The organism is Mesorhizobium sp. M1322 (assembly GCF_040318085.1).
In the GTDB taxonomy this organism is placed as follows: Bacteria; Pseudomonadota; Alphaproteobacteria; order Rhizobiales; family Rhizobiaceae; genus Mesorhizobium.
Window position 1 is genome coordinate 18,544 of record NZ_JAMYLP010000012.1, and the last position, 20,665, is coordinate 39,208.

At 63.0% G+C, this 20,665-nt stretch carries 22 protein-coding genes and 1 other RNA gene; 13 read left to right on the plus strand and 10 right to left on the minus strand.

Annotated elements, in window-relative coordinates; all coding sequences use genetic code 11:
* The first annotated feature begins 115 nt into the window (after positions 1–115).
* Complete coding sequence (locus NKH12_RS07065) at positions 116–1,021, plus strand: dienelactone hydrolase family protein (RefSeq protein ID WP_352952485.1); 906 nt, start codon at positions 116–118, stop codon at positions 1,019–1,021.
* Here the strand turns inward: NKH12_RS07065 and NKH12_RS07070 are convergent, their stop codons facing one another.
* Positions 1,022–1,927: an EamA family transporter gene (locus NKH12_RS07070; protein ID WP_352952486.1), complete on the minus strand. Its 906-nt coding sequence runs from the start codon at positions 1,925–1,927 to the stop codon at positions 1,022–1,024. It abuts the gene before it with no gap.
* Positions 1,928–2,016: 89 nt separating this feature from the next.
* Between NKH12_RS07070 and NKH12_RS07075 the strand changes: the two genes are divergently transcribed.
* Complete coding sequence (locus tag NKH12_RS07075) at positions 2,017–2,496, plus strand: Lrp/AsnC family transcriptional regulator (RefSeq protein WP_352952555.1); 480 nt, start codon at positions 2,017–2,019, stop codon at positions 2,494–2,496.
* Positions 2,497–2,521: 25 nt separating this feature from the next.
* Here the strand turns inward: NKH12_RS07075 and NKH12_RS07080 are convergent, their stop codons facing one another.
* Both NKH12_RS07080 and NKH12_RS07085 read right to left on the minus strand, forming a co-directional pair.
* Positions 2,522–2,719 carry a hypothetical protein gene (locus NKH12_RS07080; RefSeq protein ID WP_352952487.1) on the minus strand — a complete coding sequence of 66 codons (198 nt, stop codon included), beginning with the start codon at positions 2,717–2,719 and terminating at the stop codon, positions 2,522–2,524.
* A 123-nt stretch (positions 2,720–2,842) separates the two neighbouring features.
* Positions 2,843–3,349 (minus strand): thioesterase family protein, encoded by a 507-nt coding sequence (locus NKH12_RS07085; protein WP_352952488.1) that lies wholly within the window; start codon positions 3,347–3,349, stop codon positions 2,843–2,845.
* 98 nt (positions 3,350–3,447) lie between these two features.
* On the opposite strand from NKH12_RS07085, the gene NKH12_RS07090 reads away from it, so the two are divergent.
* Entirely contained in the window at positions 3,448–4,860 is a 1,413-nt protein-coding gene (locus NKH12_RS07090; RefSeq protein ID WP_352952489.1) for an FAD-binding oxidoreductase, read from the plus strand.
* A gap of 92 nt (positions 4,861–4,952) precedes the next feature.
* A complete protein-coding gene (locus tag NKH12_RS07095; RefSeq protein WP_352952490.1) occupies positions 4,953–9,029 on the plus strand; it encodes an AsmA family protein in 4,077 nt (1,358 codons plus the stop codon).
* Between the two features lie 97 nt (positions 9,030–9,126).
* On the opposite strand, the gene NKH12_RS07100 is transcribed toward NKH12_RS07095, so the two are convergent.
* The 4 genes from NKH12_RS07100 to NKH12_RS07115 form a co-directional block, all read right to left on the minus strand.
* Complete coding sequence (locus tag NKH12_RS07100) at positions 9,127–9,357, minus strand: ribbon-helix-helix domain-containing protein (RefSeq protein ID WP_352952491.1); 231 nt, start codon at positions 9,355–9,357, stop codon at positions 9,127–9,129.
* A gap of 20 nt (positions 9,358–9,377) precedes the next feature.
* Complete coding sequence (locus tag NKH12_RS07105; RefSeq protein WP_352952492.1) at positions 9,378–9,623, minus strand: DUF4169 family protein; 246 nt, start codon at positions 9,621–9,623, stop codon at positions 9,378–9,380.
* Positions 9,624–9,641: 18 nt separating this feature from the next.
* The gene (locus tag NKH12_RS07110; RefSeq protein ID WP_352952493.1) at positions 9,642–10,169 is read right to left on the minus strand and encodes an SspB family protein; all 528 of its coding nucleotides are present in this window, start codon (positions 10,167–10,169) and stop codon (positions 9,642–9,644) included.
* A 118-nt stretch (positions 10,170–10,287) separates the two neighbouring features.
* On the minus strand, positions 10,288–10,977 hold the full coding sequence (locus NKH12_RS07115; RefSeq protein WP_352952494.1) for a TetR/AcrR family transcriptional regulator: 690 nt from the start codon (positions 10,975–10,977) through the stop codon (positions 10,288–10,290).
* A gap of 163 nt (positions 10,978–11,140) precedes the next feature.
* On the opposite strand from NKH12_RS07115, the gene NKH12_RS07120 reads away from it, so the two are divergent.
* The gene (locus NKH12_RS07120) at positions 11,141–12,346 is read left to right on the plus strand and encodes a multidrug effflux MFS transporter (protein WP_352952495.1); all 1,206 of its coding nucleotides are present in this window, start codon (positions 11,141–11,143) and stop codon (positions 12,344–12,346) included.
* Positions 12,347–12,463: 117 nt separating this feature from the next.
* On the opposite strand, the gene NKH12_RS07125 is transcribed toward NKH12_RS07120, so the two are convergent.
* Together NKH12_RS07125 and ssrA are read right to left on the minus strand one after the other, a co-directional pair.
* Complete coding sequence (locus tag NKH12_RS07125; RefSeq protein WP_352952496.1) at positions 12,464–12,799, minus strand: AAA family ATPase; 336 nt, start codon at positions 12,797–12,799, stop codon at positions 12,464–12,466.
* Between the two features lie 50 nt (positions 12,800–12,849).
* Positions 12,850–13,206, minus strand: a transfer-messenger RNA (tmRNA) gene (gene ssrA / locus NKH12_RS07130).
* 169 nt (positions 13,207–13,375) lie between these two features.
* On the opposite strand from ssrA, the gene NKH12_RS07135 reads away from it, so the two are divergent.
* From NKH12_RS07135 to NKH12_RS07160, 6 genes are all read left to right on the plus strand, one after another.
* Positions 13,376–13,687 (plus strand): DUF2853 family protein, encoded by a 312-nt coding sequence (locus NKH12_RS07135; RefSeq protein WP_352952497.1) that lies wholly within the window; start codon positions 13,376–13,378, stop codon positions 13,685–13,687.
* Positions 13,688–13,833: 146 nt separating this feature from the next.
* Positions 13,834–14,628 (plus strand): thymidylate synthase, encoded by a 795-nt coding sequence (locus NKH12_RS07140; protein ID WP_352952498.1) that lies wholly within the window; start codon positions 13,834–13,836, stop codon positions 14,626–14,628.
* Between the two features lie 290 nt (positions 14,629–14,918).
* Positions 14,919–15,716 (plus strand): molybdate ABC transporter substrate-binding protein, encoded by a 798-nt coding sequence (modA, locus tag NKH12_RS07145; RefSeq protein WP_502910760.1) that lies wholly within the window; start codon positions 14,919–14,921, stop codon positions 15,714–15,716.
* A 16-nt stretch (positions 15,717–15,732) separates the two neighbouring features.
* On the plus strand, positions 15,733–16,437 hold the full coding sequence (gene modB / locus NKH12_RS07150) for a molybdate ABC transporter permease subunit (protein ID WP_352952499.1): 705 nt from the start codon (positions 15,733–15,735) through the stop codon (positions 16,435–16,437).
* Positions 16,434–17,546, plus strand: a complete 1,113-nt coding sequence (modC, locus tag NKH12_RS07155; protein ID WP_352952500.1) for a molybdenum ABC transporter ATP-binding protein — start codon at positions 16,434–16,436, stop codon at positions 17,544–17,546. Before modB ends, modC begins: the two co-directional genes overlap by 4 nt.
* 84 nt (positions 17,547–17,630) lie before the next feature.
* The gene (locus tag NKH12_RS07160; RefSeq protein ID WP_352952501.1) at positions 17,631–17,972 is read left to right on the plus strand and encodes a winged helix-turn-helix domain-containing protein; all 342 of its coding nucleotides are present in this window, start codon (positions 17,631–17,633) and stop codon (positions 17,970–17,972) included.
* 27 nt (positions 17,973–17,999) lie between these two features.
* Here the strand turns inward: NKH12_RS07160 and cobF are convergent, their stop codons facing one another.
* Positions 18,000–18,773 (minus strand): precorrin-6A synthase (deacetylating), encoded by a 774-nt coding sequence (cobF, locus tag NKH12_RS07165; RefSeq protein WP_352952502.1) that lies wholly within the window; start codon positions 18,771–18,773, stop codon positions 18,000–18,002.
* A 236-nt stretch (positions 18,774–19,009) separates the two neighbouring features.
* On the opposite strand from cobF, the gene NKH12_RS07170 reads away from it, so the two are divergent.
* A complete protein-coding gene (locus NKH12_RS07170; protein ID WP_352952503.1) occupies positions 19,010–20,023 on the plus strand; it encodes a DUF4424 domain-containing protein in 1,014 nt (337 codons plus the stop codon).
* On the plus strand, positions 20,023–20,541 hold the full coding sequence (locus NKH12_RS07175) for a dihydrofolate reductase (RefSeq protein ID WP_352952504.1): 519 nt from the start codon (positions 20,023–20,025) through the stop codon (positions 20,539–20,541). The genes NKH12_RS07170 and NKH12_RS07175 overlap by 1 nt, the downstream gene beginning before the upstream one ends.
* The last annotated feature ends 124 nt before the right edge of the window (positions 20,542–20,665 follow it).

Here is a 20,665-nt window from a genome sequence, read left to right on the forward strand (position 1 = left end):
ACCCACCGACGTCGTGGAGCGCTGCATGCCGGGCCTCACTCATCCGTGACTGGACCATGCGCGCTTCTATCTTATCTTGCGCGGCGGACACATTCCCGAAGCCGAGGAGAGCGCCATGACAGAACCGAGCCCTGCCAGCCACGCCGTCAACAGACCCGCCATCACCCAGGCGATGATCGACGCCTACGACGAATACACGCATCTGACGCTCGACCGGCGGCGCTTCATGGAACAGTTGACCAGGCTTGCCGGATCAGGTGCGGCGGCCGCCGCAATCGCGCCGCTGCTGGCGGCGAATTCAGCCCGGGCGGCGATCGTAGCCGAGGACGATTCACGCGTGGCGGGCGAGGACATCAGCTATCCCGGCAGCGGTGGCGAGATGAAGGGCTATCTGGTCAAGCCAGCCGGCCAGTCCGGCAAGGTCGGCACCGTCATCGTCGTGCACGAGAACAGGGGGCTCAACCCGCATATAGGCGATGTGACGCGGCGCGTGGCGCTGGAAGGGTTTGTGGCGCTGGCCCCGGACTTCCTGTCCCCGCTCGGCGGCACGCCGGCCGACGAGGACAAGGCGCGTGACCAGTTCTCCAAGCTCGATCCGGCGCAGACCGTCGCCAATGCGGTCGCAACAGTCGCTTTCCTCAAAGAACACGCGGATGGCAACGGCAAGGTCGGCGCGGTCGGCTTCTGCTGGGGCGGCGGCACGGTGAACACGCTGGCTGTCAACACGCCGGATCTGACTGCCGCTGTCGCCTATTACGGCATGCAGCCGAAGGCCGAGGATGTGCCGAAGATCAAGGCGGCGCTGCTGCTGCATTATGCCGGGCTCGACACCCGCATCAATGCCGGTATCGACGCCTTCAAGAAGGAACTCGATGCAGCCAAGGTCGAGTACACGGTCTATGTCTATGAAGGCGCCAATCATGCCTTCAACAATGACACGTCCGCGGCCCGCTACGACAAGAACGCGGCAGACCTCGCCTGGGGCCGGACGATCGCCTTTCTCAAGGAGAAGCTTGCCTGATCAGGGATTTGCCGGTTTGTGAAAAGCGACGCCGGCCACCACCAGCGCGATGCCGAAGCAATCGGTAGGGCTGGGTATCTGGCGCAGCACAATGACGCCGATCAGCGTGGCGGTGACCGGCAGCAACGACAGCATCAGCGCGAAGCTCGATCGCGGGAGCCGCGACATGGCAAGCTGGTCGCAGATATAAGGGATGACCGAGGAGCATATGCCGACGCCGATGGCGGCGATGAGCAGTGGCGGCGCCGAGAAGGCCGGCAGCGCATCGGTGAAGCCGATCGGCAGCACGATGAGGCAGGCGACCGCCATGGCGGCACCCAGGCCGACGATGCCGTCGCCAGCGCCGGCGCGGGCAACGCGATGGCCAAGCACGATATAGCCGACGAACAGCGCGCCGTTCAGGAAGGCCCAGAACAGGCCGATCGGGTCGCTTGACCATTTGACATCGATCAGCAGCAAGGTGCCGATGACGGCAACGGCAAGGGCTGCGAGATTGCGCGGGCTTCTGACGCCGACAAGCGCGACGCCGATGGTGCCGACGAATTCGATCGCCGCGACCAGCGAGATCGGCAAGCGTTCCAGCGCCAGGTAGAAGGAGCAATTCATTATGCCGAGGCAGGCGCCAAAAGCGAGAAGCAGCAGTCCTGTCGGGCGGTCGGCGCGGGCGAAGACCGTCCATGGCCGGGTCAGCGGCGCGAAAACAAGGGCGGCCGTGACGATGCGCAGCCAGGCCATCCCGAGCACGCCGACATGCGGGAAAAGCAGCACGGCGAAAGCTGGCCCGAGATAATGGAACACGGCGCTGACGCCGAACCAGACATGCGGCGGCAGCGAGGTCGCCAGCTTGCCAAAAACAGGGCCGGCGAGCGCAGAGACTGCGCCTGGGACTTGCGCTTGATCATCCATAGGATCATCATCGCAGGCGATCTTTCCGGTTTATATGGATAATGACCAGCCAAAGAGATCATTGATTTTCCAAAACCAAGGAGCTTTCCCTGAAACGCCTTCGAAACGAAAATCCCGGCTTAGATGCGGCAGATCTGAAAATCCTGCGCTTGCTGGAGAAGGATGCGCGCACCAGCACCGCTGAACTGGCGCGCTCGGTTGGCTTGTCGGCGCCCAGTGTGGCCGAGCGCATTCGACGGCTGCAGGAGAGCGGCGTGATCGAGGCCTATACGGTGCGGATCAATCCGGCCGCGCTCGGCATGAAACTGTCGGCATGGCTGAGGATCAGGCCTGTGCCGGGACAACTGGCTGCGGTGGCCGAGATCATCCGCGACTTGCCGGAAATCGCCCAATGCGACCGGGTGACCGGCGAGGACTGTTTCATCGCGCTGGCGCATGTCGGTTCGGTGGCCGAGCTCGAACGGGTGATCGACCGCATCATTCCGTTCGCGATGACCAACACCGCAATCATCCAGTCGTCGCCGGTGGTGGCGCGTTCGCCGCTGGCGGCAGTGAAGCGGCCGCCGTGACGGTTAAGGAATTAAGCGCTGCCCGTCAGGCATGCCCGCGCTTCATCCGCGCTTGCTTCAGGATGGCGCGCCAGCGGATCATGGCGAAAGGGATCGGCTCATTGTTGTGGGCGATGTGAAAGATCTCGTTGTTGAGGTTCTTCAGCGAGCGCCAGAAATCATAGTCGGTGATGCGTGGGTCGGCCGCCAGCCTTTCCGCCTCGACCTTGATGTCGGTTTTCATGCACGTTCCCCGAACCGCTTCAGCTCCGCCCTCCGTATCAACCCGATGCGGAGGGTTTTCCAACGCCGCGCTGAGTCGTTCAACGCCTCAATTCGGCTTGTTCACGTTAAAACCTTGGTAAGGTTAACGGCGGTCGGACTGCGGTTCAAGCGTCTTGCGACGAATACCGATCGAACGGCCGGCGCGCTCAGGCATCGGCAGCGCCGCATGGGCGGCGCGCATGGTTTCCACCTTGGCCAGAACATCGGCCGGGAAGGGCGCCACTTTCGGCCCGGACATGTCGACATGCAGCGACAGCGATTCGGAAGTGGCGGCGAGCCAGCCATCGACATGCCGGATTTCCTGGTAAACCCTGAGCCGCTTGTCATCGTGGTCGATGAGCTGGAAGGAGACGGCGACCTTGTGCTCCAAATGCAGCTCCTGCACGTAGCAGACATGCACTTCCGCCGTGTAGATGGTGAGGCGACGGTCCTTGGCGTAGTTAGGCCCCATCCCCATCATCTCGAAGGCGTCGTCCGAGCAACGGTCGAACAGCACGTTGTAATAGGCCATGTTGAGATGGCCGTTGTAGTCGATCCAGTCCTTCTCGATATCCATGACGCGAGAGACGAAGGGGGCGGGGGTGGACATGGAAAACTTCCTTCTGGCTGGACAGAACGTGGTTGGTGAGACTACGCATCCATAGCTGCACAGCAAGGGCAGCCGCTGGTCCATTCGCGGAGGAATCGATGGCTCTGAGCGACCTCAATCCGGTCGAACGCAACGAGGAAGGGATCGCCGCCGTGCTCGGCATCCTCAAGCAGCGGCTCGGCGAGCGGTTCCAGACCGGCCAGGCGATCCGCGCCCAGCACGCCCACACCACCACCTACATTCCGGCCCAGGCACCGGATGGCGTGGCGTTTCCGGAGACGACGACGGAGGTGCAGGAGATCGTCTCGGCCTGCGCCGCGCACCGCGTGCCGGTGATCGCCTTCGGCGTCGGCTCCTCGCTGGAAGGCCATACCAACGCGCCGGGCGGCGGCATCTCGCTGGATACTTCGCGGATGAACCGCATCCTCGCGGTCAACCCGCAGGATCTTGACTGCACGGTCGAGCCCGGTGTGACGCGCGAGGATCTCAACCGGCACCTGCGCGACACCGGCCTGTTCTTTCCGATCGATCCGGGTGCGAATGCATCGCTCGGCGGCATGGCGGCGACGCGGGCGTCGGGCACCAATGCGGTGCGCTACGGCACGATGCGCGAGAATGTGTTGTCGTTGACGGCGGTAATGGCCGACGGCAAGACGGTAACGACCGGCAAGCGCGCGAAAAAGAGCTCGGCCGGCTACGATCTGACGCGGCTCCTGATCGGCTCCGAAGGCACGCTCGGCATCATCACCCAGCTGACCCTGAAGCTGCAAGGCATTCCGCAGGCGATCTCCGGCGGCGTCTGCCCGTTTCCCAGCGTCGAGGCGGCCTGTAATGCGGTGATCGCGACAATCCAGATGGGCATTCCGGTGGCGCGCATCGAACTGGTCAATGCGCTGCAGATGCGGGCGATGAAGAGCTATTCGAAACTCGACTATCCGGAAAGCCCATGCCTGTTCGTCGAGTTCCATGGCAGTGATGCCGGCGTTGCCGAGCAGGCCGAGACCTTCGGCATGATCGCCGAAGAATATGGCGGCGGCCCGTTCCTGTGGACCAGCGTCGCCGAGGAGCGGACGAAGCTGTGGAAGGCCAGGCACGACGCCTATTGGTCGTCGCTGACGCTGCGGCCGGGCGCCAAGGGGCTGTCGACCGACGTCTGCGTGCCGATCTCGCGCTTTGCCGAATGCGTCACGCAAACCGAGGCCGACATTGCCGAGATGGGGTTGATCGCGCCGATCGTCGGCCATGCCGGCGACGGCAATTTCCATGTGCTTGTGCTGATGGACGCGGACGATCCGAAGGAAATCGCCGCAACGGAAGAGTTCGTCGCGCGGCTGAATATGCGGGCGATCGGCATGGACGGAACGTGCACCGGCGAGCACGGCATCGGACAAGGCAAGGTCGGCTTCCTGCGCCATGAACTCGGCCACAGCGTCGACATCATGCGCACGATCAAGCAGGCGCTCGACCCGCTGAATATTATGAACCCTGGGAAGATACTGCCCGCCGACTAGAGCTTTTGCTCTTGGGGCGATCGATTTGCCTCTTTATCGACACGCGGATGCGGGTAGAGTGCGGCTGATTTTCAATCAACTGCTCGGAGCTCATGCTCGCACGCCTGTTCGTGATCTTCGGTGGCCTTTTCGTGCTGGTGCTGTGTGCGGCGCTGGTGGTGCCGTATTTCATCGACTGGACGGGCTACCGTGCCGATTTCGAGCGCGAGGCGAGCGCCATTCTTGGCCGCAAGGTCACTGTTCAGGGCGATGCAACGGCGAAACTGCTGCCGTTTCCGTCGGTGACCTTCTCGAACGTCACTGTGGCCGGCGGCCCCGGCGGCCAGCCGGCAATGACCGTCGAGACCTTTTCGATGGATGCGGAACTGGCGCCCTTCCTGAGCGGCGAGGTGCTGATCTTCGACATGCGGCTGGTGCGGCCGAGGGCGACGATCGACATTGCCGCCGACGGCACGGTGGATTGGGCGATACGCCCGTCTTCACCCTTCGATCCCAGCCAGATCTCGATCGAAAAGCTAACGGTGACCGACGGAGAGATCGCGCTGCGCCATGCCGCTGGCGGGCGCAGCCATTTGCTTTCCGAAATCAACTCGATGATCTCGGCCAAATCGCTGGCCGGACCATGGCGGATGGATGGTTCGCTGCGGCTCGACGGCCTGCGCAGCACTGTCATCGCGTCCACCGGCAAGGCCGGGGGCGACGGACAGATGCGGCTCAGGCTCAAGGCCGATCCGGACGCCTATCCGCTGGTCATCGAGGCCGACGGCAATGCCGGCATCGTCAACGGCGCCGCGATCTATTCGGGCCAGTTCAAGGTCACAAGTTCCGACAAGAATGGCGCCGACAAGCGTTTGGCGCAGCTTAACGGCACCGACGGTGAGATGATGAAGGCCAGCGCCGGTAAGCCGGAGCCGGGGTTCAGGCTGAACGGCAAGTTTTCGCTCGACCACCAGAAGCTTGGGGTCGACGAATTCCGCTTCGAGACCGGGCCGCTCGACAATCCCTATACCGCTGACGGCAAGGCTGCCGTCGAGCTTGGGCCGAACCCAAGCTTTTCGATCGAGGCCGATGGCGCGCAGGTGCAGTTCGATGAAGCCGTCGGCGCCGCTGCCGGGCTGACATTATCCGAGCGTGTCGCGGCACTGGAGCAGGCGCTGCTCGACCTGCCCAAGCCGACCATACCGGGCACCGTCGAGGTGAAGCTGCCGGCGGTGGTGGCCGGCGACACGACGGTTCGCGACGTGCGCCTTTCCGCCGAGCCGGCCGATGCTGGCTGGTCGGTGAAGTCGCTGGCCGCGACGCTGCCCGGCCGCGCCAGGCTGGAAGCAAACGGAATGCTCAGCGTCGAGGATCATTTCGGCTTTACCGGTTCGCTGCTTCTGGCGGTAGGGCAGCCTTCCGGCTTTGCGGCCTGGCTGTCGAGGGATGTCGACGAAGCGATCCGCCGGCTGCCGGCCGCCGGCTTCAAGGCCAAGGTCGACCTGACCGGGAAGCGCCAAGCCTTCAGCGACCTCGAGCTCGTTCTCGGCAAGGCGAAATTTTCCGGCCGCATCGATTCCAGCCAGCCCGACGAGGCCAGGCCGTCGGTGCTGATGCGGCTCGAAGGTGGCGAACTCGATGTCGACGGCCTCGCCGCCTTCGCCTCGATCTTCATCAGCGACAAGGGCGCGAACCGTTTTTCCGACCGCGACCTCGATTTCCAGATCAAGGCCGGGCCGGTCAGTGCCGGCGGGCTGACCGCCGATACGGTCGATACGGCGCTCAGGCTGCGCGACGGGCTGCTCGAAATCGACCGGCTCTCGGTTGGCGGGCTTGCCGGCGCCTCAATCAGCGCCACCGGTCGGATCAAGGATTTCCCAGTGAGTCCGACCGGCAAGCTCGACGCGTCCGTGGTCGCCGTCGACCTCAAGCCGCTGGTCGATGTCGCGGCGCAGCACTATCCGGACAATGCCGTGCTGAAGAGGCTGGCGGGGCGCGTCGCGGCCTATCCCGAGCTGTTGCAGGATGCGCGCGTCGATCTGGTGACGAGTGCCGCCGCCAACGGCGATGGCACGACAGGCCTGGCAGTCAGCGCGCAAGGCAAGGCCGGCGGTTCGGCGTTTTCGGCGTCGCTGTCCGGCAAAGGGGTGGCCGACCGGCTTCTCGAGGCGCCGGTGTCGCTGACCTTCAACGCCAGGAATACCGACGCCACCGCACTTCTGGCGCTTTACGGCCTACCGGCGTTGCCACTCGGCATGCTTGGCGAGGCGACCACCGATGTCTCGGCAAAAGGCACGCTTGGCGGCGGTATGGCGACGAGCTTCAACCTCATCGGCAACGACTTCAAGGTCGGTTTCGACGGGACATTCGCCGGCACGCCACAAGGCCCCACCGTCAAGGGCAAGGTCAGTCTGGAAGCCGCCGACATCGAGCCGTGGCTGATGACGACAGGCGTCGGCTTGCCGGGCATGGGGACAGGCATGTCGACGTGGCTAGCGGCCGACGCCGATTTCGGCAACGGCCTTCTGGTTCTGTCCGGCCTCAGCGGCGCCATCAACGAGGCGGCGGTTTCCGGTGACGTCAATGTCGACGTCAAGGATGGGCTGTCGCATCTTGCCGGCGCGCTGGTGCTCGATGAGCTGGATCTCGACCCGATGGCGGTAGCACTGTTTGGTGACCAGGCCTTCCTGGGCGCCGGCAGGGCTTGGCCGACCGCCCCGTTCAGCCAGAAGTCCAGCCTGCCGTTCACCGCCGAACTCGACGTGACCACGGCATCGCTGGTCGCCGGCCCGCTGGCCACGGCTTATGACGCGACGCTTTCGCTGGAGCTCGACCAGGAAGGCATCCGCGTTTCGGACCTCGAGGCAAAGTTCGCCGGCGGTGCGCTTACCGGACTGTTCGAGCTGAAGAACAATGACGGCACCGGGCTTTTCTCCGGCCAGATGAAACTTGCCGGCGCCGATCTGGCCGCCGTGCTGCCGCAGGCCGGCATCAGCGGAAGCGGCGATTTCTCGGCGACGCTCTCGACCAGCGGCAAATCGGTCGATGCGATGGTTGCGGCGCTGTCCGGTTCCGGCACGGCGGCCCTGAAGAGCTTGACCATTGCCGGCGTCAATCCCGACGCCTTTGGCGCTTTCATCGCCAAGGCCGACGCGATCGGGCGCGATATCGATGCGGCCAAGACCGCTGGCTTTGCGCCGCAGATCGCCGCGGACGGCAGTTTTCCGGCTGGGGATACCGACATCGCCTTCACAGTTGCCGGCGGCGCGCTGAGGGCACCGCCGGTCAATCTTGAAAATCCGACGGCGAAGCTGTCCGCCGACATCACGGCGGACCTGAATGCCAGCACGGTCGCCGCCAGTGGTTCGATCACTTATCGGCCCGGCGACGAAGCGCTGGTCGGCTCCGATCCGACTGTGAATTTCAGCGTCGACGGACCGTTCGGCGCCGCGAAGCGGCAATTCGACAGTGAGCCGCTGGCGCAGTTCCTGACCCAGCGCGCGCTGGAAAAGGAACAGCAGCGGGTCGAGGCCATGCAGGCGGCACTGCTTGAAAAACAGCGGCTGCGGCGCGAGGTGCGTTACTACGCGGCCCTGCAAGCCGAGCGTGAGAGGGCAGCCGAGGAATTGCGCAAGCAGCAGGAGGCGGCGCGGCTGCAAGCCGAGGCAGATGCCAGGGCGAAGGCTGAAGCCGAGGCAAGGGCTCGAGCCGAAGCGGAGGCGAAGGCCAAGGCGGAAGCCCAGGCGAGGGCTGAAGCCGTGGCCAAGGCTGAGGCGGAGGCAAGGGCGAGGGCTGAAGCGGAGGCTAAAGCCAAGGCGGAGGCGGAGGCAAGGGCGAGGGCTGAAGCGGAGGCTAAAGCCAAGGCGGAGGCGGAGGCAAGGGCCAAGGCGGATGCCGAAGCGAGAGCCAGGGCGGCGCAAAAAGCGGCGGACGAGGCGGCGAAAGCCGAAGAACAGCAACGCCGGAAAGCGGAAGAGGCGAGGCGGACGGAAGAGGCGAGGCGGATCGGCGCCGAAGAAAAGGCAAAGCTCGACGCCCAGCGCAGGGCGGCCGCTGAGCAGGCGCAGAAAATCGAGCGCGCGCCCCAGCCGCCAGCCAATGACAACCCGCCGCCAGCAGAATCCGCGCCAAAACCCACGCTTGAACCTTCGTCGATCGACAATCTGCTGAAGTCGCTGGGCGGCGGATAGCTCCATCTGGAGCTTGTTCCATCCCGATTGACCATGATCTTATCCGAAAACCGGTCCCCGCTTTTCGCTGCGCTGACTTTCGGTTCGGGGTCATGATCTACAAAGAACTTTTCATCCTCCGCTTCGCCCAATCCAAGACGTAGAGCCTAAGCGCCGAGGACAGGTTGGCATCGCGCGGCCGGGCCTCGTCGATTTCGGCGACGAGAGCGGCGAGCGTCAGTTTGCGCGCAGCCGCGATGGCGACGAGATCGTCGAAAAATGGCTTTTCGAGCGAATAGCTGGTGCGATGGCCGCGAATGGTCACCGAGCGTTTCTCGACCGGGCTCACCGGACGTGACTCATTTCACTTCAAGCATCGGATTCATCCGAAAACCGCGGCGCACTTATCGGTCCGATGCTCGGGGAATCCGGATCGCCCGAGGCTTCGCGGCGATGGCCGGCGACAAACTTTTTTGCCTTGTCGGCGATCAGACGGTCACGCTCCCGGTCGGCCTTGGAGCGGCCGTGCAGGGTCCGGTTCTGTTCGGCCAGGCGCTCCTTCTCGGCTCGTGCCTTCTGCTTACGGGCCTGGCGGAGATTGACGATGTCGGCCATGTCGCGCGGCCCGTCGGATCACTTCTTGCGGAAGGCGTCGAGCGACACCACTTCGGCGCCCTTGGCGGCGGCGTCGGCAGGCTTCTTTTCGGCCTCAGCGGTCTTCTTCTTTTCCGGCTTTTTCTCGGCGACGACGGCCAGCGGTTCGGAAGCGGGCTGGCCGGCCAACTCCTCTTCTGCCGAGGTCTCCGTCTTCACGTCGAATTCGAGCTCGAAATTGACGGACGGGTCGTAAAAGCCGCGCACGGCCGAGAACGGGATTTCCAGCTTTTCCGGCACGTCGGAGAAAGACAGCCCGACCTCGAAGCCCGTGTCGGTCACCTTCAAGTCCCAATACTGGAATTGGATGACGATGGTCATCTGTTCGGGATAGCGCTCGCGCAAGCGGGAAGATACGCGCACGCCCGGGGCGCCGGTCAGGAAAGTGATGAAGAAATGATGGTTGCCGGGAAGGCCGGTGCGCGCGACCTCGGCCAGGACCTTGCGCATGACGCCGCGCAATGCCTCCTGGGCCAGAATGTCGTAGCGGATGTGGTCGTCGGCCATGTGGCTGTCGGGTTCCGTTGAATCGTCCGCATAGCTGTAATCAAGCTTGAGCGCGGCGTAAACCGGATATAGACGCCGGCAGCGCGGATGCGAGAGGGCATGCCTCAGATTTGATCGCTCAGGCGCCAGCGAGCGCGCTGTGCTTTTGCGCATCGGCCGCCGGCTGCCGCTTGCCGAAGGCGCGCAGGAAGGTGCGCACGCCATGTGTCGCCGATTGCAGCACCTCATCATCGGTCGGCGTGCCGCCGAGCATGAAGGTCGTCTGCAACTCGGCATTGGCAAGGGCCAGGAACTGGCGTGCCGCGACGTCGGGGTCCTCGATGTCGAGGAAACCGGCATGGGCGAGGCGGGCGAAACGGGCGGCGATAGCCGGCCATGTCCTGCCCGGTCCCTGTTCGCGCCATTCGGCAAAGAGCTCGGGATAGCGCTCGCCCTCGGTCTGGATCAGCTTGCGCAGGAATTTTCCGTCGCGGTTGCAGATACAGTTGCGGTTCATGCGCACAGCAAAAGCGATCAGATCGGCCTCGAGATCCTTCGGCTGGTCCGGAAAGGTGGAAATGGTGGCGAAGATGCCGGCATTGCAGCGCTCGGTCAGGTCGCGGACTATGGCGACGAAGAGTTTCTCCTTGTCGCCATGGTGGTTGTAGATCGTCTGGCGCGAAACGCCGGCCTCGGCGGCAATCATGTCGATATTGGCGCCGGCGAAGCTTTCGCGGCAGAACACCTCGCCGGCTGCGTCCATGATGGAGACGCGCTTGGCCTCGTGGCCGCGTGGCGGGATGGTGTCAGGAGAAACGTTGAGCTTCATGAAAACTATATAGAGGTGATTGACGAATTAGACAAGAGTGTCTAAATTTATGGACTTAACTTAAACGGATTTCCCGTAGAAGAAGTCGGAATTTCACGGGATGGAACGTCCTAGGATTATGCGCCGGTCGGCGGCCAACCAGATTTGAAAGAAACCCGCTATCATGAGTCCTCAATTCTTCCGCATCGCGATCGTGCTCGGTCTGTTGACGGCCATCGGTCCGTTTGCCATTGACATGTATCTTCCGGCGTTGCCTTCGATCGGCGCGGATCTGCAGGCAAGCACCGCTGCCGTGCAGATGAGTTTGCTGATCTTCTTCCTGTCCATGGGGTTTGGCCAGATCGTCGTCGGACCGATCTCCGACATGGTCGGACGCAAGCTGCCGCTCTATGGCGGCCTCGCACTGTTCATGGTCGGCGGCATCGGCTCGGCGCTGGCACCCTCGATCGAATGGCTGATTGCCTTCCGTTTCCTGCAAGGGCTCGGCGCCAGCGCAGGCATGGCGGTGCCGCGCGCCATCGTGCGTGACCTGCACACCGGCACCGACGCTGCCAAGCTGATGTCGCTCTTGATGCTGGTGTTTTCGGTGTCGCCGATCCTGGCGCCGCTGACCGGTAGCGTCATCATCGAGAATCTCGGCTGGCGTGCCGTGTTCTGGACGGTAACGGGTGGGGCGGTGCTCGCCACCATCCTGCTGGCGACCTCGCTCAAGGAGACGCGGCCGGTCGAGGCGCGTGCAGGCAGTTCGTTCGGCACTGCGCTCTCGGCCTATCGCTTCCTGATGGGCGACCGCAACTTCCTTGGCCTGGCGTCTATCGGCGGCTTCGGGATCGCGAGCTTCTTCGTCTATCTATCGAGCTCGTCCTTCATCCTGATCGACCATTACGGGCTGTCGCCGTCGGTCTACAGCGTGTTCTTCTCGATCAATGCGGTCGCCTTCATCGGCATGTCGCAGTTGACGGGGGTGCTGTCCGAACGGTTCGGGCTAAGGCCCGTGGTGCGGGTCGCGGTGGTCGGCTATGCGACCACGATGGTGGTGCTGTTCGCGGTGATGGCGTCCGGCGTCGACCGGCTCGACGTGATGGCGGTGCTGCTGTTCGTCGGCTACGGGTTCCTCGGCCTGGTGATCCCGACGACTTCGGTGCTGGCCATGGAGGAGCATGGCGCGATCGCCGGCACGGCCTCGGCGCTGATGGGCACGCTGCACTTCGCGATCGGTGCGGTCGCCATGGGCATCGCCGGCGGGTTCTTCGACGGCACGCCGCTGCCGATGGTGGCCGGCATCACGCTTTGCGCGGTGATCTCCTTCATGCTGGCCAAGGTGACGCTCGGCCGTGGGCGGGAGGTTGGCGAAGCGCCGGCAGAGTAGATGCCTTCCAGCGAGAGCATGAAAAAGGCCGGGTCAGTCCCGGCCTTTTTCACGTCCGGGCCCAAGCTGCAAGCCTGCCTCGGCAAAGACGAATCGCAAGTCACGCCTCGACCGGCGCTAAGGGCAACAGGACCAGCTCATATCGGCCAGCGCATGATAGGTGCGTTCGGCTTCGTCGAGGGTCTGCTTTCGCTCGCTATCCTGCCGAAAAATCTCCGACCATGGCGGTGTGATGAAGACATGACTGGCGTAGCGGAAGCGTTCGGCGGCGAGGTGGCAAGGCCGGCCGACCGCAAGGCTTCGATCAATGTGGTCTTGCCGGAACCGGGACCGCCGGTCAGCAAGAAGAATTGATCGGAATCGTTTTGCATTTTCCTTTGGATGAATGCGGCCGCCCGCGTTTGCCGGCAAAACAGCATCGCGACGGCGCAGCACAAGAAGCGCGGCCAGCAAGCCTACTGCCGTCACAATATAGAGGGGGAGATGGGGATCCGAGGGGGAGAAGTGGAGGTTTCTGTTGCCAGGTACCTCCGAACCCCGCCTAGAAGTGCGAACCACTAGGGCTTGAATTGAAGCTGTCGCACCGCTTACGCGGCGAGACGTGCTTCCGCATAGTTGTCGTTGGCAACTATAAGTTTAGCCCGATAACGGTGGTACAATGCCGGGCAAAAGTACGATCTTTACACCTTCGTCGATCCTATTTCGCCCCCAGCAAAAGCCGCTCTTATAAGAGCGGTTTTTGGTGGAGGCGCCGGGTACCGCCCCCGGGTCCGAACGGCTTATTTCATCGCCTGTTTATCGCCATAGTCGGTCGAGCCGACGAAACAGATATAGGGACCGATCGTGGAAAATGAAAGGCCTCAATGATGCTTTGTCCGCTGTGTCAAACAGCATCGCGGAAGACTTGACTTGTCAACGGTCTCAACCGAAGCTTTGCGGTGGTGAGGAGTTACCGATTAGCGCACATTTGCGGCAGCGCGCCACAGCCCTCATCGACCGAATCCCGTGCCGCTGAGGAGGGGAATTTTGATGGCCGATTATCTCGCAGACGTGAAGAAGTACGACGCCGCGGCAGATGCCGACGCGGTCGCCAAGATCGTGAAGCATTTGGGCATTGCGCTCAGGAATCGGGATTCCTCGCTGGTGTCCTGCACGGATCCCAAGGAACTGGATCGCGTCAAGGCCAACTGGGTTGCCAAAAAGCTTGGCGTCGCCGACGGCAGCAAGGCGGACGCGGCCATCGAAAAGACTTGCAAGGCGATGGAGGCCGATAACACCAAGAGCCGCGTGACCTTCTATTACCTGGTCGCCAAAAATCTGGGTAAGCTCGCCAGCCTCTGATAATCATCCTGTATCAGGCGGAAAGCTGGCGCGATTTCCGCGCCAGCCCACAATGTAGTCGCCTGTTGGAACATCCTGTACTTTGACATGTTCGGCCGGCAGCCAGTCGGTTATGGTGGCCGGTAACCCGAATCGAGCCGAAGCCGATGCGCCAGTATCTCGACCTTTTGAAGCACGTGCTGGAAAACGGCGCCGATCGCGGCGACCGCACCGGCACCGGAACGCGCTCGGTGTTCGGTTATCAGATGCGCTTCGACCTTGCGCGCGGCTTTCCGGTCACCACTACCAAGAAGCTTCACCTGAAGTCGATTGTGCATGAACTTCTGTGGTTCCTGGCCGGCGACACTAACACCAGATATCTCAACGATCACGGCGTCTCGATCTGGGACGAATGGGCCGACGAGAATGGCGACCTCGGCCCGGTCTATGGCAAGCAATGGCGCTCCTGGCCGGACGGCCATGGCGGCACCATCGACCAGATTGCCAATCTCGTGAAGGAGATACGCAAGAATCCTAATTCCCGACGGCTGATCGTTTCGGCGTGGAACCCGGCCGAAGTGGAAGCCATGGCGCTGCCGCCCTGTCATTGCCTGTTCCAGTTCTATGTCTCGGAAGGCAGGCTCTCCTGCCAGCTCTACCAGCGTTCCGCCGATATCTTTCTCGGCGTGCCGTTCAACATCGCTTCCTATGCGCTGCTCACATTGATGGTGGCGCAGGTGACGGGGCTGAAGCCCGGCGATTTCGTCCATACGCTGGGCGATGCGCATCTTTACGCGAACCATTTCGAGCAAGCGCGCGAACAGTTGCGGCGCACGCCCAAGGCGCTGCCGACGTTATGGATCAATCCGGAGGTGAAGGACCTCTTTGCCTTCCGCTTCGAGGATTTCCGGCTGGAAAACTACCTCGCCGATGCGACGATCAAGGCGCCGATCGCGGTGTGAGCCGCAAACGTCGGGCTTCTACCTACCTTGTTTCGAAATCGTTCGGCTGTTGCGCTGTGCCCGTCCGCCGCGACCACCGTATCCGATGCTTTGATCCACGGCATCGGCCTGCAACGTTGCGCTGTATCCACCGCTATTTATCGCAGGCGGTGGCAGCACCACACAAGGCTATTGGCTGGACCATTGTTCCGGGCTAAGTCTGGCAAAAGCCCTTCCGTTGTTATATTCAGGTGGATATATCGATTGGCAGGGCTCGCGCCGGCCAGATTTTTCAGGCCCCAGGAGAGTTCATGCTGGTGCGTAAGGGTTTCGGATTGAAGGCGGCCGCCATTGGCGGTCTCACGACGATGTTGATCGCCGCTATGCCGGCTGCCCACGCGGATGACAGGCTGATCGTCTTCGCCGCCGCAAGCATGAAGAACGCACTGGATGCCGTGAACACCGCCTGCGCGGCCGATGTCGGCGAGGCAGCGACCATTTCCTATGCGGCAAGCTCCGCATTGGCCAAGCAGATCGAGGCCGGCGCGCCAGCCGACGTCTTCATCTCAGCCGACCTCGACTGGATGAAATATCTATCCGACAAGAAACTGACCAAGCCGGATACCGAAGTGAAGTTGCTCGGCAACCAGATCGTGCTGGTGGCGCCGAAGGACTCGCCGGTCGAAACCAGGATCGAAAAGGGTTTTGATCTTGCCGGGCTGATCGGCGACGGCAGGCTTGCCATGGGCGATTTCAAAGCGGTGCCGGCCGGCAAATATGGCAAGGCCGCACTTGAATCGCTCGGCGTCTGGTCCTCGATCGAAGGCAAGGTGGCACAGGCCGAGAACGTGCGCGCAGCGCTCAAGCTGGTCTCGACCGGTGAGGCGGCGCTCGGCATCGTCTACGCCACCGACGCGCATGCCGAGCCCGGCGTCAAAGTGATCGGCACCTTCCCGGAGGATTCGCATCCGCCGATCGTCTACCCGGTTGCCGAGATGGCGGATTCGAAGGACAAGGATGCGCCGGCATTCCTGAAATGCCTGCAGTCGGCCAAGGCTGGCGAACTCTTCAAGGCGCAGGGTTTTACCGTCCTTACGCCGAGCAACTGAGGCACGACGCCAAAAGATGAACTGGCTGCTGGACCTCACTCCCGACGAATGGAATGCGGTCCGGCTGTCCGTCAAGGTGGCGACGGTGGCGATGATCGCCAGCCTGCCGCCCGGCATATTGATCGCGCTTGTGCTCGCCCGTGGCCAATTCTGGGGCAAGACGCTGCTCAACGGGCTGGTGCATCTGCCGTTGATCCTGCCGCCGGTGGTTATCGGTTATCTGCTGCTGCTCTCCTTCGGCAGGCGCGGCCCGGCCGGGGCGTTTCTGGCCGAGCATTTCGGCATTGTTTTCTCTTTTCGCTGGACGGGAGCCGCACTGGCCTGCGCTGTCATGGGTTTTCCCCTGATGGTGCGGGCGATCCGGCTGTCGATCGAGGCGGTCGACCGGAGAGTCGAGGCGGCGGCCGGGACGCTTGGCGCCAATCCGCTGTGGGTATTCGGGACGATCACGCTGCCGCTGATCCTGCCCGGCCTGATTACCGGCGCGATCTTGTCTTTCGCCAAGGCGATGGGCGAGTTCGGCGCAACGATCACATTCGTTTCCAACATCCCCAACGTGACGCAGACGCTGCCGTCAGCGATCTACACGTTCACGCAGGTGCCGGGCGGTGATGCCGGCGCGCTCAGGCTGACGCTGATCTCGTTCATCATCTCGATGGGAGCACTTGTCGCGTCGGAGGTGCTGGCGCGGCGCGTCGGCAAGCGGATGGACATCGAATGAAGGTCGTGGTCGACATCAGCCATCGGCTTGGCGATTTCGAGGTCGACGCCCGCTTCGAGAGCGCCGGGCGGCTGACCGCGCTGTTCGGGCCCTCGGGCTCCGGCAAGACGACGCTGATCAATATGATTGCCGGATTGATCCGGCCCGAGAAGGGGCGGATCGAGGCCGACGGCCGCGTGCTGGTCGATACGGATGCGGGCCTGTTCGTGCCGAAGCACAAGCGCCGCATCGGCATGGTGTTCCAGGATGCGCGGCTGTTTCCGCATATGAGCGTGGCGAGCAATCTGCGCTTCGGCCGTTGGTTCACGCCGACGGCGGAACGCTATGCGGACATCAATGCCGTGGTCGACCTGCTCGGCATCGGCCCTTTGCTCGACCGGCGTCCGGCAAAGCTTTCCGGCGGCGAGAAACAGCGCGTGGCGATCGGCCGGGCGCTGCTCGCCAGTCCCAGATTGTTGCTGATGGACGAGCCGCTGGCTTCGCTCGATGATGCCCGCAAGGCAGAAATCCTGCCTTATATCGAGCGGCTGCGCGACGAGACGAAAATCCCGATCGTCTATGTCAGCCACTCGGTCTCGGAAGTGGCGCGGCTGGCAAGCGATGTGGTGGTCCTGGCGCAAGGCAAAGTCGCTGCTTGCGGCCCGACCGGGGCGATCATGCAGCGGCTCGACCTGTTGCCGGCGGAAGAGCGCGGCGAGGGCGGCGCGGTGTTGGACACCGCGGTGCTGCGCCACGATGAAGTCTTTGGCATGACCGTTCTTGGCTCGGCGGCGGGCGAGATCCGCGTGCCGCTTCTGGCAGTGCCGGTCGGTGCTCCGGTGCGCATCCGCATCCGTGCCCGCGATGTGATGATCGCCACCGAACAGCCGACGGGTCTCAGCGCGCTCAATATCTTGCCGGGCATGATCGTGGCGATAGCGCCGGGCGAGGGGCCGACGGTCGAGATCGGCATAGACTGCAATGGCGCAACCGTGCTTGCCCGGGTCACCGAGCAATCGCGACAGACGCTGAAACTCCGGCCCGGCCGAAACGTCTACGCGGTGATCAAGACGGTGAGCTTCGACCGGGCGAACACAAGCGTCGGCTTGCCTGTCGAGGCGGATGGATGACCGGCGGATGATGTCGCTATATCATTTTAGAATAGCGGTATCGCCGAAGAGCTTCTAGGATGGGGCGTGACTTCGGAGGAGCAAATGCCGTCGCTGAGCTTGCGGATAAACCTCGATCCTGAAGGGCGAATCGGGCCGGGCAAGATCGAGCTTCTTGAGCAGATCGCCGCCTTCGGCTCCATCTCGGCTGCGGCGCGCGGCATGGAAATGTCCTACAAACACGCTTGGGATCTGGTCGAGGACATGAACCGGGTGTTCGGCAAGCCGCTGGTTGCGGCGCAGACCGGCGGGAAAAAGGGCGGCGGCGCCCAGTTGACGCCGGTGGGGCTTGCGGTGGTCAGTCGCTTTCGCGCCATCGAACGGGCTGCGGCTTTCGCCGCGGCGGCGCATATGGAAGCGTTACAGGCGGAGATCGATGCTGGATGAGATTGGCGGAATCTGTACCGGCCGAGCCTACTCCTCCGGCTCGCCGGGCTTGCGCAGCAGATAAGTGTCCATGATCCAGCCTTTTTTGCGCCGGGCTTCTTCGCGAGTCTTCACGATCTCGTCGCCGACATCGCCGAGGCGACCGGAAATGAGAATCTCGTCGGGCGTGCCGAGATGGGCGCCCCAATGGATGACGAGGTCCTTGTCGTCCAGCGTGTTGAAGGCGCATTTGCCGTCCAGCATGACGACGGTGCTGCCGGCATTGTCGGGCAAACCTTCCTCGGTAAGCCGGCGGCCGGTGGTGATCTGAATTGCGTCGCCGATGCGGTTCAGCGCGATCTTATGGCCGGCGGCGAGCGCCTGGACAGCAGTGATGCCGGGGATCACCTCGAGCTCGAACCCGACATTGCCTCTCATGCGCACACGCTCCAGGATGCGCAGCGCGCTGTCGTAGAGCGAGGGATCGCCCCAGATCAGGAAGGCGCCGCAGCCATCTTGCGAAAGCTCCTCGTGGATCAGGCTTTCATAGATCGCGGCGATCGCCTCGTGCCAGTCATCGACGGTCGAGCGATAGGAGGGTGCCGGCTCGGCCCGCACCGGCACGTCGAATTCGACGCGACGCGAGTTTGGATTGGTGACGAATCGGTCGCAGATCTGGCGGCGCAGTTCTGCGAGATCGTTCTTCTTCGCGCCCTTGTCGGGAATGAACAACACGTCGGCGCGGTTCAAGCCGTCGATGGCCTGCACGGTCATGTGGTCGGGATTGCCGGCGCCGATGCCGATGACGAGAAGCTTGCGCATGGGCGAACTCCTGCCCGATCGGAGCGTCGGTGTCCAGACGAGCCTTGCAAGCGCCGACGAGTGGGCGGAAGGGCTTTGAAACTCCACATTGAAACGGCTAGAGCGATGTGCGGCCAATTGGACGCACAAAGTACGCTCTAACACCTTAAATCCCCGCATCGTGCTTTCCGAAAATCGATTCCGATATTGGGGCCGGTGCGATAGAGTCATCCGGCATCTCGCCAAAAGGAGCTTCCATGTTCCGCTATGTCCTGACCACAGCGCTGGCGCTCTCGGCCACGCCCGTATTCGCCAATGATTCGATCGCCGAATTGGGGACGGGCGGCCTGATCCTGTCGCGCAGCGACGCGGTCGCCATGGAGAGTGAGGACCTCTACATCTCGCCGGGACAAGTGACGGTCGACTATGTCTTCCGCAACAACACCGACAAGGATGTCGACGCGATCGTCGCCTTTCCGATGCCGGACATCGAAGGCGATCCGAACGAGATGCCGGCGATCCCCGACGGCCAGAGCGACAATTTCCTCGGCTTCGAGGTGACGATCGAGGGCGTGGCGGCAAAACCGCAGCTCGAGCAGAAGGCGTTTGCACTCGGCATCGACATCAGCGCCGATTTGAAGGCGCAAAACGTGCCGTTCTACCCGTTCGGCGACGCGGCCAGGGAGGCATTGGCAAAGCTGCCGCAAGCGGTTGCCGACGACTGGGTCGATCGCGGCCTCATCATCGAGGACACCGCCGACGACGGTTCAGGGATGAAGACCGTTTATGTGCCGTTCTGGCAATTGCGCTCGACCTACTGGTGGCGCTCGACCTTTCCAGCCAATAGGGCAGTCCACGTCGCCCATCGTTACAAACCGAGCGTCGGCGGCACGTCCTCGGTCAGCTTCTTCTATGACGGCCAGTTCCAGGGCCAATACGCCGCCTACAAGACCCGCTACTGCATGGACGGCACGTTCGAGAATGCGATCCGCAAGGCGGCGAAGGGCAATCCCGACGGCACTCCGAGATATTTCGAAAACCGCATCGCCTATATCCTGACCACCGGCGGCAACTGGGCGACGGGCGCCATCGGCAAGTTCAAGCTGACCATCGACAAGGGCGATCCGAAGAACATGGTCTCGTTCTGTGGCGAAAACGTCAGGAAAGTCGGGCCGACGCGTTTCGAGATGACGGCAGAGAATTTCTACCCTGAGCACGACATCGACATATTGCTGCTGGCGCCTTCCGGCGATGGCGGGAGTGGCGGCTGATGGACGTCGCGATCTACGTCGCCATCGCCGAAAACGGCGTGATCGGGCGCGATGGCGGTTTGCCGTGGCGGCTTTCCAGCGATCTCAAGCGGTTCAAGGCCGACACGATGGGCAAACCTATTATCATGGGCCGCAAGACCTATGAAGGTATCGGCCGGCCGCTGCCGGGCAGGCTCAACATCGTGGTGACCCGCGACAAGGCCTGGCGCGCCGAGGGCGTCGAAATCGTGCATTCGCTCGACGAGGCGATCAGCCTGGCGAAAGTGCGCGGGCGCTGCATGGCCGGCGCCGACGAAATCTGCGTCATCGGCGGCGGCGAGATCTATACCCAGGCGCTGCCGCTGGCCGACCGCTTGCATGTCACCCATATCCTTGCCGCGGTCGACGGCGACGCGCATTTCCCGCCGATCGACCCGGATTTGTGGCACATTGTTCGCTCGCAGGACGTTCCGGTTGGTGAAAAGGACAGTCATGCGACACGCTATTCGGTTTACGAGCGACGCCGTGACGTGCATTGAGAGACATTAAAGGGTCGCGACGGTCCAAAACGGACGGTGACGACGACCGATCGCGTTGAAAGCGTGCCGTCGCATCCCTATAGAAGAACAACACTGGATTTTGCGTCATCAGGCCGGCGCGTGA

Coding starts and splice junctions, on each gene's coding strand:
- NKH12_RS07095 (WP_352952490.1), top strand. CDS start 4,953: ATGCTCGCACGCCTGTTCGTGATCTTCGGTGGCCTTTTCGTGCTGGTG.
- NKH12_RS07070 (WP_352952486.1), bottom strand. CDS start 1,927: ATGGATGATCAAGCGCAAGTCCCAGGCGCAGTCTCTGCGCTCGCCGGC.
- modC (WP_352952500.1), top strand. CDS start 16,434: ATGAAGGTCGTGGTCGACATCAGCCATCGGCTTGGCGATTTCGAGGTC.
- modA (WP_502910760.1), top strand. CDS start 14,919: ATGCTGGTGCGTAAGGGTTTCGGATTGAAGGCGGCCGCCATTGGCGGT.
- NKH12_RS07105 (WP_352952492.1), bottom strand. CDS start 9,623: ATGGCCGACATCGTCAATCTCCGCCAGGCCCGTAAGCAGAAGGCACGA.
- cobF (WP_352952502.1), bottom strand. CDS start 18,773: ATGCGCAAGCTTCTCGTCATCGGCATCGGCGCCGGCAATCCCGACCAC.
- NKH12_RS07065 (WP_352952485.1), top strand. CDS start 116: ATGACAGAACCGAGCCCTGCCAGCCACGCCGTCAACAGACCCGCCATC.
- NKH12_RS07160 (WP_352952501.1), top strand. CDS start 17,631: ATGCCGTCGCTGAGCTTGCGGATAAACCTCGATCCTGAAGGGCGAATC.
- NKH12_RS07140 (WP_352952498.1), top strand. CDS start 13,834: ATGCGCCAGTATCTCGACCTTTTGAAGCACGTGCTGGAAAACGGCGCC.
- NKH12_RS07085 (WP_352952488.1), bottom strand. CDS start 3,349: ATGTCCACCCCCGCCCCCTTCGTCTCTCGCGTCATGGATATCGAGAAG.
- modB (WP_352952499.1), top strand. CDS start 15,733: ATGAACTGGCTGCTGGACCTCACTCCCGACGAATGGAATGCGGTCCGG.
- NKH12_RS07170 (WP_352952503.1), top strand. CDS start 19,010: ATGTTCCGCTATGTCCTGACCACAGCGCTGGCGCTCTCGGCCACGCCC.
- NKH12_RS07090 (WP_352952489.1), top strand. CDS start 3,448: ATGGCTCTGAGCGACCTCAATCCGGTCGAACGCAACGAGGAAGGGATC.
- NKH12_RS07115 (WP_352952494.1), bottom strand. CDS start 10,977: ATGAAGCTCAACGTTTCTCCTGACACCATCCCGCCACGCGGCCACGAG.
- NKH12_RS07120 (WP_352952495.1), top strand. CDS start 11,141: ATGAGTCCTCAATTCTTCCGCATCGCGATCGTGCTCGGTCTGTTGACG.
- NKH12_RS07135 (WP_352952497.1), top strand. CDS start 13,376: ATGGCCGATTATCTCGCAGACGTGAAGAAGTACGACGCCGCGGCAGAT.
- NKH12_RS07110 (WP_352952493.1), bottom strand. CDS start 10,169: ATGGCCGACGACCACATCCGCTACGACATTCTGGCCCAGGAGGCATTG.
- NKH12_RS07175 (WP_352952504.1), top strand. CDS start 20,023: ATGGACGTCGCGATCTACGTCGCCATCGCCGAAAACGGCGTGATCGGG.
- NKH12_RS07080 (WP_352952487.1), bottom strand. CDS start 2,719: ATGAAAACCGACATCAAGGTCGAGGCGGAAAGGCTGGCGGCCGACCCA.